Below are 12,881 nucleotides of genomic sequence, written 5' to 3'. Positions count from 1 at the left end.
TCATGGGCCGGCGCCCGAGACGCCCTGGACCGACAACCTCATATTGCACCTGCGAAAAGCCTCGCCATATCAGGGGCTTAACGTTCAGGTTCGAGCTATTAAAGGGCAGATTCGCGGCGTTTGTCAACAAAGGTTGACTCAGAAGTGTGCTTACCGCGACTTGGGCTGGACTGGCGCTATGCTATTTTTGTCATATCGATGTCCGGTTCCGGCAAAGCAGAGGGGAGCTGCTCGGGCTCCGAACCTTCGGGAAGCGACACTGTTTCTTTCGCGTCTTCATCGGCGTCGCCGTTCGCGGTCGTCCCGCCGGCCGTATCGCTGGTCGCCTCCCCGGTCTTCTCCGCCGCTTCCTCCGCGGCGTCGAGGAAACCCTTGCCGACACGGTAGAGCGTCTTCACCGGCGAAGAGCCGGTGAACAGGCTGGCGTAGTCGTCGGCGTAGTCCTTCAACCCGTCGTCGTTGGCGAAAACCGGGTCCGAGGTCCACAGCTTGCGCAGCGCCTGCCGGTGCAGGTCGTCCGGCACGTCCGCCCGCAGGAAGGGTGTGAAATCGGACTCCAGCGTCAGGTCCTCCACGGGGGGAAGGTCCTTCAGCGGATCGTCGGCCTCATGCACGGCGTCAGGCGCGGTCTCGGCCGGTTCGGACGCCGCGTCTACCGGACGTTGCTCGGTCGGTTCCTCGGCCGGCGGCGGCAGAGGCTCCAGGACCGGCTCCGGGGCGGGGGCGGCCGGCTGCCGCTTCAGGCGGGACCAGCGGGAGAGGAAGGATTCGTCGGTCATGCTGTGCGTCTCGGGGCGGTCCACACCTTGCCCCCACCCCAACCCTCCCCCGCTCCGCAGGGGAGGGAATCAGCTCCTCCCCCTGCGAAGCGGGGGGAGGTTGGGAGGGGGGCGCGGCGCCGGAGCCCCATCAAGAATTCATTACCCCTGCTTCGGGAAGTGCCGCTTGCGCTCGCGCTTCACGAAGGGGACGTCCACATGGTGCTGCTCGGTGAAGTCGCGGACCAGGGCCGTGACCTCCGGCGGCATCGGCACCGTTTCCACCATCTCCACGCCGCTCACCTGATAGGCTTCGCACTCGTGGGCCGAGGCGGTGACGACGAAGGGCACGACGCCCCCCGGCTCGCCCGTCTCGTCCGGGCGCAGCACGACCCAGAGGCGCGGCGGCTCCTGCGACAGGTTGAGCTTGTAGCCTTCGGTGTCGCTGCGGAACAGCTCCAGCGGCAAGGTCGCGGCGTGGAAGTGCGCCCAGCCCTCCCCCTCGCGCAGCAGGCGCCCGGGGCCGTCGACCGGCGGGGCGCCGGGAATCACCGAGACCGGACGCCACGCCCACTCCGCCCAGGCGCTAGTGCCCTTGCGGCGCTCCAGCACGATGCCCAGGGCCATCGTCTCGATCTTGTTCAGGGTCTCGCTCATCGGACCAGTCCAGCCGCCATCAGCCGTTCCGCCTCCGCCAGATCGTCGGGACGGTTCGTGTTGAAGAAGGGGTCTACCGGATCGGTGGCGAAGTCGGCAACCGCCAGACGGTAGCGCGCGGTCCAAGCGTCCACCTTGCGCATGTCCTCCTCCACCATGGCGCGGCGGAGATCGTCGGCGAGGTCCACCCGCCACAGCCCGAAGACCGGATGCTCCTGCCCGTCGGAGCGGGCGCAGGCGAGGTCGGCGCCCTCGCGCTCCACCGCCGCGACCAGACGCGCGACCAGATCGCCGGGGATGAAGGGGGCGTCGGTGGCGAAGCTGGCCAGCCAGCGGCATTGCGGGGCGTTGGCCCGCGCCCATTCCATCCCGGTCAGCACCCCGGCCAGCGGACCGGCGAAGCCCTCCACCACGTCCGCCGCCACCGGCAGGCCGAAGGCGGCGAAGCGCGCCGGGTCGCCGTTGGCGTTCAGCACCAGCGGCCCGACCTGCGGGCGCACCGTGGCGACGATGCGCTCCAGGATGCTGCGCCCGCCGAGCGTGCGCAGGCTCTTGTCGCCGCCGCCCATGCGCCGCGACAGGCCGCCGGCCAGCAGCACGCCGGCAATGCCGTCAGTCGTCATCGCGGCTCCCCTTGCGCTGGTGGCGTCCGCCCTCGTCCCCGACCGCGGCCGGGTCGGCGTCGAAGTCCAGCCGGTCGGTGCCGGCCAGGGCGAGGAAGCGCTTGCCCTTGGCCCGCCCGACCATGGTCAGGTTGGCCTGCCGCCCCAGTTCCACCCCCCAGGCGGTGAAGCCGGAGCGGGAGATCAGGATCGGGATGCCCATCTGCACCGTCTTGATGACCATCTCCGAGGTCAGGCGCCCGGTCGTGTAGAAGATCTTGTCGTGCGCCGGCACGCCGTGCAGGTGCATGTAGCCGGCCACCTTGTCCACCGCGTTGTGGCGCCCGACGTCCTCCATGTAGACCAGCGGGCGGTCCTCCTGGCAGAGCACGCAGCCGTGGATGGCGCCGGCCTCCAGATACAGGCTGGGGGTCAGGTTGATCTTCTTCGACAGGGCGTAGATCCAGGAGGTCTTCAGCCGCGCGTCGGGATTCAGCCGCACCGACTCGAAGGTCTCCATCACGTCGCCGAAGGCGGTGCCCTGGGCACAACCGGAAGTCAGGGTCTTCTTCTTGAGCTTCTGCTCGTAGTTCGTGGCGCGCTCGGTGCGGACGACGACGGTGTCGATCTCCTCGTCGTAGTCGATGCCGGTGATCCGGTCGTCGCGCTTCAGCATGTTCTGGTTGAGCAGATAGCCCACCGCCAGATAGTCGGGGTAGTCGGCGATCGTCATCATGGTGACGATCTCCTGCCCGTTCAGGTACAGCGTCAGCGGCCGTTCCACGGTGACCGACGCCTCCACCGGGCGCCCGTCCTGATCCAGCCCGGAAACACGCTCCGTCAGCTTGGGATTCGCCGGGTCCGGCCTTATGGTGAATTCCGAGAGGTCCATGACCGGAAGAGTGGGGAAGATTGCGCGCCGGGGCAAGCGGCGGATGATCGGCTCCCGCAAGACGGAAGCGATGCGACCCCGATTTGACGCGCGAGCGCCTGGTATGCACGAGTACCCCTATGCATGAGTTCGGTCTGGCCTTCGTCACCGCCTTCCACCTGATCGCCGACCTCGACCCCGGTCTGGTGGGGATCGTCGGCCTGTCGCTGCGCGTCAGCCTGACCGCCGTCCTGCTGTCGGCCCTGATCGGCCTGCCGCTGGGGGCCGCCGTCGCCGCCTTCCGCTTTCCGGGGCGGCGCGCGGTCACCCTGTTCCTGAACACGGCGATGGGGCTGCCGCCGGTGGTGGTCGGGCTGATCGTCTATCTGATCCTGTCGCGCTCCGGCCCGCTGGGGGTGCTGGGGCTGCTGTTCACCCCGACCGCAATGATCGTGGCCCAGACCGTGCTGATCGTGCCCATCGTCGCCGCCCTGACCCGCCAGATCGTCGAGGATCTGCTGACGGAATACGCCGACCTGCTGCGGGTGATGGGGACCGGGCCGCTGACCACCTTGTTCACCCTGCTGTCGGAGGCGCGCTGGAGCCTGCTGACCATCGTGCTGGCCGGCTTCGGGCGGGCCTCGGCGGAGGTCGGGGCGGTGATGATCGTCGGCGGCAACATCGACCGGGTGACCCGCGTCATGACCACCTCCATCGCGCTGGAGACCAGCAAGGGCGACCTGCCGCTGGCGCTCGGCCTCGGGGTCATCCTGATGACGCTGTCACTGTCGGTGAACCTCGCCGCCGCCATGGTGCGGGAGACGCGGCGGGCCTGAGCCTCCGTCCGCACGCCGATTCTGGAAAATTTGCAAAGCCGTTCGAACTTTCCCATAGTCGCCGCCAGAGCCCGCAACCAAGGCGGGCAAGAACCTGGAGAGGGATAGTCCGATGCTGCGCCGTTCTTTCGTGCTGGGATGCGCCGCCGCGGCGGCTCTGCTGCTCGGCTCCGTTCAGCCGTCCACCGCCGCCGACCGCTTCATCACCGTGGCCTCCACCACCTCGACCGAGGATTCGGGCCTGTTCAAGTCGATCCTGCCGAAGTTCACCGAGAAGACCGGGATCGAGGTCCGCGTGGTCGCCAAGGGCACCGGCCAGGCCATCGACATCGCCAAGCGCGGCGACGCCGACGTGCTGTTCGTCCATCACAAGCCGTCGGAGGACAAGTTCGTCGCCGAGGGCTTCAGCACCGAGCGCAAGCCGGTCATGTACAACGACTTCGTGATCGTCGGGCCGAAGGCCGACCCGGCCAAGGTCGGCGGCAGCAAGGACGTCTCCGCCGCGCTGAAGAGCATCGCCGCCGCCAAGGCCCCCTTCGTGTCGCGCGGCGACGACAGCGGCACCCACAAGTCGGAGCAGGCGCTGTGGAAGACCGCCGGCGTCGACCCCACGGCGGGCGACGGCTGGTACCGCGCCATCGGCCAGGGCATGGGCGCCACGCTGAACACCGCCGCCGCGGTGAACGGCTACGCCATGACCGACCGCGCCACCTGGCTCAGCTTCAAGAACCGCGGCGACCTCGACATCCTGGTGGAGGGCGACAAGCGCCTGTTCAACCAGTATGGCGTGATGCTGGTGAACCCGGCCAAGTTCAGCCACGTCAAGGCCGCCGACGGGCAGGCCTTCGTCGATTGGCTGGTCTCCGCCGAGGGCCAGCAGGCCATCGCGGACTACAAGATCAACGGCAACTCGCTGTTCTTCCCGAACGCCAACGAGCCGGGCGCCTGACCGCCCCTCGCCGGGACACGAAAAAAGGCGCAGCCCGGCGGCTGCGCCTTTTTCATTTGGCGGAAAAGAACCGGCTTACAGCTTCTCGTTCGGCGACACGGGGACGCAGCGGTGGCCGCTGCGGGTCAACTCCGAGCAGACCTTGCGGGCGGTCCGCTCGTCCAGCCCGACCATGCGGGCGCGGTAGACGGTGGAGCCGTTCGCCTTCACCGGCGTCACCGCCGGCTTGGCGGCGCGCAGCAGGAAGGGCGCCTGCTTGGTCGCCTGGGTCAGAGCCCGCTTGCTCGCCTCCGGCGTCGAGAAGGCGCCAACCTGCACGCCCCACTTCGACCCGTCCGCCTTCGTGTCCGCGTCCTCGTCGCGGGCGCGGGCCGGCGGGCGGACCGCGGCGGGGGTGGAGACGGTGGAGGCGAGCTGCGCGATGGTCTCCGCCTTGGCCGGCGGCCTGCCCTTGGCGGTGGCGCGCGGCGCGTCCTCCTCCCCGGCGCGGGCGACGACCGGCGCCTCGGACCCGCGGCTCGGCTTGTCGAACGCCTTGTCGAGGATCGCCTCCATGCGGGCGTCGCGCGAGGCCGCCGACTTGCCGCCCAGCACCACGGCGACCAGACGCCGCCCGTCGCGCACAGCCGACGCCGCGAGGTTGAAGCCGCTGGCCACGGTGTAGCCGGTCTTGATGCCGTCCATGCCCTCGTAGCGCGACATCAGCCGGTTGTGGTTGTTCAGGCTGCGCCCGCCATAGACGAAGGCGCGGCGGCTGAAATAGGGGTAGTAGCGGGAGTGGTCGGACAGCATCGCCCGCGACAGGATCGAGAAGTCGCGCGCCGTGGTCACCTGCTGCATGTTCGGCAGGCCGTTGGAGTTGCGGAACACGGTGTTGCGCATCCCCAGCTCGCGGGCTTTGCGGGTCATCATCTCGGCGAACTTGGCCTCGCTGCCGCCCAGCGCCTCTGCCAGCACGACCGAGGCGTCGTTGGCCGACTTGGTGACCAGCCCGAGGATCGCCTGCTCCACCCGCAGCGTCTTGCCGGCGCGCAGCCCGAGCTTGGTCGGCGACTGCGCCTCCGCCCAGGCCGACACCGGGAGCGCCTGGTCCAGCCGCAGCCGCCCCTCGTCCAGCGCGTCGAAGGTCAGGTAGAGCGTCATCATCTTGGTCAGCGACGCCGGGTAGGTCAGGGTGTCGGCGTTCTCCTCGTGCAACACCTCGCCGGTGCGCGCGTCCACGACGATCGCCGCGTATTTCGCGGCCAGCGCCGGCAGCGGCGCCAGGACGGTCACCGCCAGCACCGCCAGGGCGCCGCCCAGCGCCCGAACGAAAGGGGTAATGCCGAAGGCACTTCTCAGAGTCGAACGTCCATTCGCCAAACGTTCTGTGGCCTGTTCCCCCTCCGTTTCGCGCCCGCGCCAAGCGAACGCCAAAAGCAGGCTTCGAACGGTCTGGCCCGTTACGTTCATGATGCCCCCGCCAAAGGCTAATACTTGCTGTTTGGCGCAATGGTAAATTCCATGGAAATCAGTGTCTAGCGACAATTCGTTAATTTGCCGCTTCGATTTCTTCGGCGGCGCTGTGACGAAATTGGATAAGGCTGGGACCCGCAGAGGGTGAACCGCGTTGAAGGAGCGCGACCGCCGATCCATCTTCTCGGAAGCGCAGGACCATTTCCCCTCCCGACTGGACGCGAGGCACCTCATGACCCGCCCGCCCATGCGACGCCCGACGACTCCGCGCGCAGCCCCACGGGACGGACGAAGAGGGCGGTTTGCCAGGGTGGCGGGGATGACGGCGGTGGCGGCCGGGCTTCTTGCCGGCTGCGCCTCGGTCGGACCGACCGACAACCCGGTGGCGCGCAAGCTCACCTGGGTCAGCTACCTCAACGGCGACGACCTCCGCGCCGCCTGCACCAAGGGGGAGACCGACCGCTACCGGCTGGTCTTCAACGCCGACTACCAGAAGCATGTGCGGACCTACGACATCGTCGGCGACCGCGGCACCGGCGGTGCGATGGTCGAGGCGCGCGTGCTGGAGGCCACCGACCTCGCCCGCATCGACCTGGACGACCCGGCGGCGGTCGCCCGCGGCCCGGTCGCCAAGGCCCAGCTGTCGCCGCGCCAGTTCGCCCTATTCGTCCTGCGACTCTACGAGAGCGGCGCCTTCGAGCCGGCGCCGAGCGGCGTGCGCCTGCCGTCCAACGGCGTCTATTGGCTGATCAACGGCTGCCGACGGGGAAGCTGGTTCTTCAACGCCTACCCCTACCCGTCCGACCGCTTCTCCGACATCCGGTTCGACGGGCCGCTGAAGGAGTTGGACGGCAGTGCCCAGGGGACCGGCGTGCCCTACCCCACCCTGCCGCGCCCGCAGGACGCGCCGCGCACCCTGCCGACCGGCGGGCAGGTGGACAGCGCCGGCGTGGTCTTCGAGGTCCAGGTGGGCCTCGACGGGCTGGTCGGGCCGACCGCGCCCTTCGGCAATTGGCTGTTCGCCGGGAAGTAGCGGGCAGGGTCGACCTTGCCCCCACCCCGGCCCTCCCCCGCTGCGCGGGAGAGGGAGAAAAATCCCCTCCCCTGCGAAGCGGGGGAGGGTTAGGGAGGGGGCAAACGACTAGACCACCTCTTCCTCGGCGACATCCGCCCGCGCGCCCGCGGACAGCAGCGTGTCCACCCAGGGACCGTCCGGCATGCGGCGGGCCAGCTCGGTGATGTTGCGGTTCCACCACAGGCGCTGCTCGACCAGATCGTCGTAATCGAAGTTCGACTGGCGCCACAGCCGCTCCTGGGCGTTGAAGGTCACCATGTCGATGGGGAAGCCGACGTCGTTCGACGAGAAGCGCGTGCTGTCGAAGGACAGGTAGGCGATCTTCAGCGCCGTCCGCATGTCCGTGCTGTAGGACAGAGCGCGGTCCAGGATCGGCTTGCCGTAGGCGGTCGCGCCGATCGACAGGTAGGGCGTGCGCTCGTCCACCTCGATCCAGTTGCCCTCCGGATAGACCAGGAACATGTAGGGCTCGCGGTCCTCGGCGAGCTGGCCGCCGATGATGGCGTGCAGGTTGAAGGCCAGCTTGGACGCCTCCAGCGCCTCCTTGTCCTCCGCCGCCACCTGGCGCAGGCAGGCCGTGAAGGCCGACAGCGCATCCAGCATGGTCGGGTAGGTCTCGCCGCGCCGCCGGGACATGTCGCGGCGCAGGTAGGCCAGCGTCTTGTCGCGCACGCTGCGCAGGCCGGAGTTCAGGATGAAGAAGCGGTCGCCGCCGCTGCCCACCATGGTCACCTTGCGCGCGGACGACAGCTGCGAGCCGCTGGTGATGCGCCCGTCCGACAGGCCGATCAGGCCGTCGCGGGTCTTGATGCCAAGGCAATAGGTCATGAAAGAACGTTCCCGAACTGGAATCTGCGACGTTCCGCCGCGGTTGGTCTGACCTTTGGCCGAAGCGCGTCCCTTCGGCGGGCAGGGTATGATTGGGCAGGATCGGCGGTAAAGCTTTCGTAAAGGCTCCGCCCAGTCGAGCCGAAGTGGATCGGTTTTCCCATGAGGCGGAACGGTGGGGCTTTCGCCGTACCGACCAAGCAAAGGGACCGGGCTCAACTGATATATTGTGCACCGCACAAGATTCTTTGTTGACTCCACGGATCAATGCCCATAGTTTAGCCATTGCTGCACTGCAGCATTCTCCGGCCCGGCTTCGGTCCGGACCACACCCAACGCAGCCGGTCTGCGCCCCGCAGGCGGACGGTCCGCCGGTCCGGGTTGATGCGCGCCGGGCTTCGACGAAGGAAGGAACCCAAGGCATGACGACCGTGACGAAGGCCAAGCCGGCCCCCGCCCCCACCCAGGCGTTCGAGAACGCCGCCGCCCAGGCCAAGGAGCAGGTCGAGGGCTTCGTCAAGGCCGGACAGGAGCAGGCCGCGAAGACCTTCGAGCAGACCGCCTCCGCCACCAAGGAGCAGGTCGAGAAGCTGTCGGCCCAGCTCCTGAAGATCTCCGCCGAGCTGCAAGCCCTGAACAAGGCCAATGTGGAAGCGCTGATCCAGAGCGGCAGCATCGCCACCCAGGGAGCCGAGGAGCTGACCCGCGAGGTGACCGCCTACGCCCAGGCCTCCTTCGACAAGTCGGTCATCACCGGCAAGGCCCTGCTGACCGCCAAGTCGCTGAAGGAGGTCGTCGATCTCCAGAGCGAGTATGTGAAGGCCAGCTTCGACGCCTTCGTCGCGGAGTCCTCCCGCCTCCAGGGCATCGGCACCCGCGTCGCCACCGCGGCCCTGACCCCGCTGAAGGACCGCGTGTCGGTCACCGTCAGCACGCTGTCCAAGCCGATCGCGGCCTGAGGCGGCGACACGCCGGAACCGCGACGCCCGGCCGTCCCCCGACGGCCGGGCGTCGCGCGTAAAGGGCCCTGCAGGGACGCGCCAAAGTTTTTGTGCACCGCACAAAAACCCGTTGACAGGCTCCGGGACCTGCCCTAAGTTTAGCCATGTTGCATTGCAGCATCGACCCGACGCCCGACGCTGACGGGGTCGCTGGTCGGATCATCCGCGCGGTCGCCAATCGGTGGGTCCGGCGCGGGTCAACCCGATGAAATTCGAGGAGCCGTTCCATGACCGACAAGTTCGCCGCCGCCACCAAGACCTTCGAAGACGCCGTCTCCGCCGCCAAGCAGAACGTCGACGGCCTGGTCAAGGCCCAGCAGGAGCAGTTCGAGAAGGCCTCGGCCCAGCTCCTGAAGGGCTTCGACGAGCTGACCGCCCTGACCAAGGGCAACGTCGACGCCGTCGTGAAGTCGGGCACCATCGTCGCCAAGGGCGCCGAGGAAGCCGGCAAGCAGGTCGCCTCCTTCACCCAGTCCTCGCTGGAGAAGAGCGCCGCCACCGGCAAGGCCCTGCTGGCCGTCAAGACCGTCCAGGAACTGGTCGAGCTGCAGAGCAGCTTCGCCAAGGCGAGCTTCGAGACCTTCGTCAAGGAGAGCGCCAAGCTGCAGGAGCTGTCGCTGAAGACCGCCAAGGACGCCTTCGCGCCGATCAACGACCGCCTCCAGGTCACGGTCGAGACGCTGTCCAAGCCGGTCGCGGCGAAGGCCGCCTGACCGCTCCGGTCCCAGACGTCAGCCTGAGACACTATGTCCCGGAACCAGCAATTCCACAGACCCGGCCGCGGGGCCGGGGCGGCTCCCACCTCCGCCGCCCCCGGGACGCTACCGTCCGGGGGTGGGGATGGCGCAAGGCGGTACCGCTTTAAATCCTGCCGCCTCACGGCATTGTGAAGTTCCGGGCAAGCCCGGCGGTTTCGACCGCCGGGCTTGTTTGTTTTGGGCGCGGTGGACATGTACAGGGTGCCGGCCGTGCCTTTTATGGCACGCCGGTGCGGCCCTTCCGCCGCAGCGCATGGGTTTTTCCACCAATTCCGGGGTAGCCGGGCAGGTCTTGTTCCGAATGGGCCTCTCCCAAATGGGGACTCACCGAAAACGGCCCCTTCCCACCGCGCCCGGAGTTCTCATATCATTCATGCGACGTACATCGCGATGTTGACCTGTTGAGACCATGGCCGAAAACGACAAGCACGGCGACGAGGGCACGACCACGGGCGTGGTGATCAAAACCAAGCCTAAGACTAAAAAGCCCTCGATGTATAAGGTCTTGATGTTGAACGACGACTACACACCTATGGAATTCGTCGTTCATGTCTTGGAGCGCTTCTTTGCCAAGTCGCGCGAGGAGGCTACGCGGATCATGCTGCATGTGCACCGGCGGGGTGTGGGCTTGTGCGGCGTGTTCACCTACGAGGTGGCGGAGACGAAAGTCACGCAGGTGATGGACTTTGCGCGCCAGCACCAGCACCCGCTGCAATGTACGCTAGAAAAGGATTAAGGCCACAGATGCTGTCGCGTAACTTGGAACAGACGCTGCACCGAGCCCTGGCCCATGCGAACGAGCGCAGGCACGAATACGCGACGCTCGAACACTTGCTGCTCGCATTGACCGAGGATGCCGATGCCATGGCCGTCTTGCGCGCTTGTGGGGTCGATCTGGACCGACTGCGCGCCGAACTCTCGGATTACCTCGACAACGAGCTTGCGAACCTGATCACGAACAGGCCCGATGATGCGAAGCCGACGGCTGGCTTCCAACGGGTGCTGCAACGCGCGGCCATCCACGTCCAGTCGTCGGGGCGTGAAGAGGTGACGGGAGCAAATGTGCTCGTCGCCCTGTTCTCTGAACGCGAAAGCCACGCGGTCTATTTCCTGCAGGAGCAGGAGATGACCCGTTTCGACGCGGTGAACTACATCTCTCACGGAATCGCGAAGGCCCCGGGCCGCTCGGAAGCGAAGCGCGTTACCGGAGCCGACGAGGACGCGGCGGCGGAGAAGGTCGTGAAGAAAGGCAGCGAAGCCCTAGAGGCTTATTGCGTCAACCTGAACAAGAAGGCGGCCAGCGGGAAGATCGATCCGCTGATCGGACGGGAGCAGGAGGTCGAGCGGACCATCCAGATCCTGTGCCGGCGGTCGAAGAACAACCCGCTGTATGTCGGTGACCCCGGTGTCGGCAAGACCGCCATCGCCGAGGGGCTGGCCCGCCGCATCGTCCATGGCGAGGTTCCGGAGGTGCTGAAGGGCGCCACCATCTTCGCGCTCGACATGGGCTCCCTGCTCGCCGGTACGCGGTACCGCGGCGACTTCGAAGAGCGCCTCAAGGCCGTCGTCTCCGAACTGGAGGCCACGGAAGGTGCCGTCCTCTTCATCGACGAGATCCACACGGTCATCGGCGCCGGTGCGACCTCGGGCGGTGCGATGGACGCCTCGAACCTGCTGAAGCCGGCCCTCGCCTCCGGCTCGCTGCGTTGCATCGGTTCGACGACCTACAAGGAATACCGGAACTATTTCGAGAAGGACCGGGCGCTCGTCCGGCGCTTCCAGAAGATCGACGTCAACGAGCCGACGGTCGAGGATGCGATCAAGATCCTCCAGGGGATCAAGACCTACTACGAGAAGCATCACCGGGTGAGCTACACCAACGACGCGATCCGTTCGGCGGTGGAGCTGTCCGCGAAGTACATCGGCGACCGCAAGCTGCCGGACAAGGCGATCGACATCATCGACGAGGTCGGCGCCGCGCAGATGCTGCTGCCGGAGAACAAGCGGAAGAAGAAAATCTCCGTCAAGGACGTGGAGGCGGTGGTCGCCAAGATCGCCCGCATCCCGCCGAAGTCGGTCAGCCGCGACGACAAGGAGACGCTCCTCAACCTGGAGCGCGACCTGAAGACCATGGTCTTCGGCCAGAACAAGGCCATCGACGCGCTGGTCTCCGCCATCAAGCTGGCCCGCGCCGGCCTGCGCGAACCGGAGAAGCCGATCGGCAACTACCTGTTCACCGGCCCGACCGGCGTCGGCAAGACCGAGGTGGCCCGCCAGCTCTCCCTCACGCTGGGCATCGAGCTGACCCGCTTCGACATGTCGGAGTATATGGAGCGGCACACCGTTTCCCGCCTGATCGGCGCCCCTCCGGGCTATGTCGGGTTCGACCAGGGCGGCCTGCTGACCGACGCCATCGACCAGCATCCGCATTGCGTGCTGCTGCTGGACGAGATTGAGAAGGCCCATCCGGATCTGTTCAACATCCTGTTGCAGATCATGGATCACGGCAAGCTGACCGACCACAACGGCAAGACGGTGGACTTCCGCAACGTCATCCTCATCATGACCTCCAACGCGGGCGCCGCGGACATGGCCAAGCCGGCCATCGGCTTCGAGCGCGAGCGTCGGGTCGGCGAGGACATGGAAGCGGTCGAGAAGCTGTTCACGCCGGAGTTCCGCAACCGTCTGGATGCGATCATCCCCTTCGCGCCGCTGACCCAGGAGGTCATCAACCGCGTGGTGGACAAGTTCATCATGCAGATGGAAGCGCAGCTCGAGGACCGCGGCGTCACGATCGAACTCGACGATCAGGCCCGCGAGTGGCTGGGCAAGAAGGGCTACGATCCGCTCTACGGCGCGCGCCCCCTCGGCCGCGTGATCCAGGAGCACCTGAAGAAGCCGCTGGCGGAGGAGCTGCTGTTCGGCAAGCTCGCCAAGGGCGGTCTGGTCAAGGTCACCGTGAAGGACGACAAGCCCGCCTTCGAGTACACCGAGGGGTCGCGCAAGCGGCGCTCCGGCGACGAGGACGAGGACGAGGTCGTGCACGAACTGGCGGAATGACGCCGCTTCGCACGGAACGCGAAAAAGGGGG

The 12,881-nt window shown here is 67.2% G+C and carries 13 protein-coding genes; 7 read left to right on the top strand and 6 right to left on the bottom strand.

The window, feature by feature from the left end; translation table 11 throughout:
* Positions 1–176: 176 nt before the first annotated feature.
* The 4 genes from ABVN73_RS02540 to fdhD all read right to left on the bottom strand — a co-directional run bounded on the left by ABVN73_RS02540 (position 177) and on the right by fdhD (position 2,909).
* On the bottom strand, positions 177–779 hold the full coding sequence (locus ABVN73_RS02540; RefSeq protein WP_353858794.1) for a DUF3306 domain-containing protein: 603 nt from the start codon (positions 777–779) through the stop codon (positions 177–179).
* A gap of 141 nt (positions 780–920) precedes the next feature.
* Positions 921–1,415, bottom strand: coding sequence for a DUF3305 domain-containing protein (locus tag ABVN73_RS02535; protein WP_353858793.1), 495 nt, complete (start codon positions 1,413–1,415; stop codon positions 921–923).
* The gene (mobA, locus tag ABVN73_RS02530) at positions 1,412–2,038 is read right to left on the bottom strand and encodes a molybdenum cofactor guanylyltransferase MobA (RefSeq protein ID WP_353858792.1); all 627 of its coding nucleotides are present in this window, start codon (positions 2,036–2,038) and stop codon (positions 1,412–1,414) included. Before mobA ends, ABVN73_RS02535 begins: the two co-directional genes overlap by 4 nt.
* Positions 2,028–2,909, bottom strand: a complete 882-nt coding sequence (gene fdhD / locus ABVN73_RS02525) for a formate dehydrogenase accessory sulfurtransferase FdhD (protein WP_353858791.1) — start codon at positions 2,907–2,909, stop codon at positions 2,028–2,030. Before fdhD ends, mobA begins: the two co-directional genes overlap by 11 nt.
* Positions 2,910–3,028: 119 nt before the next feature.
* On the opposite strand from fdhD, the gene ABVN73_RS02520 reads away from it, so the two are divergent.
* Positions 3,029–3,724 (top strand): ABC transporter permease, encoded by a 696-nt coding sequence (locus ABVN73_RS02520; RefSeq protein ID WP_353858790.1) that lies wholly within the window; start codon positions 3,029–3,031, stop codon positions 3,722–3,724.
* Between the two features lie 112 nt (positions 3,725–3,836).
* Positions 3,837–4,673 (top strand): substrate-binding domain-containing protein, encoded by an 837-nt coding sequence (locus ABVN73_RS02515; RefSeq protein WP_353858789.1) that lies wholly within the window; start codon positions 3,837–3,839, stop codon positions 4,671–4,673.
* A gap of 75 nt (positions 4,674–4,748) precedes the next feature.
* Here the strand turns inward: ABVN73_RS02515 and ABVN73_RS02510 are convergent, their stop codons facing one another.
* The gene (locus ABVN73_RS02510; protein ID WP_353858788.1) at positions 4,749–6,035 is read right to left on the bottom strand and encodes a D-alanyl-D-alanine carboxypeptidase family protein; all 1,287 of its coding nucleotides are present in this window, start codon (positions 6,033–6,035) and stop codon (positions 4,749–4,751) included.
* 412 nt (positions 6,036–6,447) lie between these two features.
* On the opposite strand from ABVN73_RS02510, the gene ABVN73_RS02505 reads away from it, so the two are divergent.
* On the top strand, positions 6,448–7,161 hold the full coding sequence (locus ABVN73_RS02505) for a hypothetical protein (RefSeq protein WP_353858787.1): 714 nt from the start codon (positions 6,448–6,450) through the stop codon (positions 7,159–7,161).
* Between the two features lie 108 nt (positions 7,162–7,269).
* Here ABVN73_RS02505 and ABVN73_RS02500 read toward each other — a convergent pair whose 3' ends face one another.
* Positions 7,270–8,031 (bottom strand): peptidase, encoded by a 762-nt coding sequence (locus ABVN73_RS02500; protein WP_353858786.1) that lies wholly within the window; start codon positions 8,029–8,031, stop codon positions 7,270–7,272.
* Positions 8,032–8,453: 422 nt separating this feature from the next.
* Here ABVN73_RS02500 and ABVN73_RS02495 point away from each other — a divergent pair, with 422 nt between their 5' ends.
* The 4 genes from ABVN73_RS02495 to clpA all read left to right on the top strand — a co-directional run bounded on the left by ABVN73_RS02495 (position 8,454) and on the right by clpA (position 12,850).
* Positions 8,454–8,990, top strand: coding sequence for a phasin family protein (locus tag ABVN73_RS02495; protein ID WP_353858785.1), 537 nt, complete (start codon positions 8,454–8,456; stop codon positions 8,988–8,990).
* A 269-nt stretch (positions 8,991–9,259) separates the two neighbouring features.
* Positions 9,260–9,745 carry a phasin family protein gene (locus ABVN73_RS02490; protein ID WP_145689030.1) on the top strand — a complete coding sequence of 162 codons (486 nt, stop codon included), beginning with the start codon at positions 9,260–9,262 and terminating at the stop codon, positions 9,743–9,745.
* Positions 9,746–10,199: 454 nt separating this feature from the next.
* Positions 10,200–10,526: an ATP-dependent Clp protease adapter ClpS gene (gene clpS / locus ABVN73_RS02485; RefSeq protein WP_038529118.1), complete on the top strand. Its 327-nt coding sequence runs from the start codon at positions 10,200–10,202 to the stop codon at positions 10,524–10,526.
* Between the two features lie 8 nt (positions 10,527–10,534).
* Positions 10,535–12,850: an ATP-dependent Clp protease ATP-binding subunit ClpA gene (gene clpA, locus ABVN73_RS02480; protein WP_014239699.1), complete on the top strand. Its 2,316-nt coding sequence runs from the start codon at positions 10,535–10,537 to the stop codon at positions 12,848–12,850.
* The last annotated feature ends 31 nt before the right edge of the window (positions 12,851–12,881 follow it).

Origin of the sequence: Azospirillum formosense (assembly GCF_040500525.1) — a bacterium.
Classification (GTDB): domain Bacteria; phylum Pseudomonadota; class Alphaproteobacteria; order Azospirillales; family Azospirillaceae; genus Azospirillum; species Azospirillum formosense_A.
Note: the sequence above shows the minus strand (reverse complement) of the source record. Positions and strands in the feature narration are given on the sequence as shown.

Bases quoted from the DNA above. Each gene is read 5' to 3' on its own strand.
- ABVN73_RS02540 (WP_353858794.1), bottom strand. From the start codon at position 779: ATGACCGACGAATCCTTCCTCTCCCGCTGGTCCCGCCTGAAGCGGCAG.
- ABVN73_RS02535 (WP_353858793.1), bottom strand. From the start codon at position 1,415: ATGAGCGAGACCCTGAACAAGATCGAGACGATGGCCCTGGGCATCGTG.
- mobA (WP_353858792.1), bottom strand. From the start codon at position 2,038: ATGACGACTGACGGCATTGCCGGCGTGCTGCTGGCCGGCGGCCTGTCG.
- fdhD (WP_353858791.1), bottom strand. From the start codon at position 2,909: ATGGACCTCTCGGAATTCACCATAAGGCCGGACCCGGCGAATCCCAAG.
- ABVN73_RS02520 (WP_353858790.1), top strand. From the start codon at position 3,029: ATGCATGAGTTCGGTCTGGCCTTCGTCACCGCCTTCCACCTGATCGCC.
- ABVN73_RS02515 (WP_353858789.1), top strand. From the start codon at position 3,837: ATGCTGCGCCGTTCTTTCGTGCTGGGATGCGCCGCCGCGGCGGCTCTG.
- ABVN73_RS02505 (WP_353858787.1), top strand. From the start codon at position 6,448: ATGACGGCGGTGGCGGCCGGGCTTCTTGCCGGCTGCGCCTCGGTCGGA.
- ABVN73_RS02500 (WP_353858786.1), bottom strand. From the start codon at position 8,031: ATGACCTATTGCCTTGGCATCAAGACCCGCGACGGCCTGATCGGCCTG.
- ABVN73_RS02495 (WP_353858785.1), top strand. From the start codon at position 8,454: ATGACGACCGTGACGAAGGCCAAGCCGGCCCCCGCCCCCACCCAGGCG.
- ABVN73_RS02490 (WP_145689030.1), top strand. From the start codon at position 9,260: ATGACCGACAAGTTCGCCGCCGCCACCAAGACCTTCGAAGACGCCGTC.
- clpS (WP_038529118.1), top strand. From the start codon at position 10,200: ATGGCCGAAAACGACAAGCACGGCGACGAGGGCACGACCACGGGCGTG.
- clpA (WP_014239699.1), top strand. From the start codon at position 10,535: ATGCTGTCGCGTAACTTGGAACAGACGCTGCACCGAGCCCTGGCCCAT.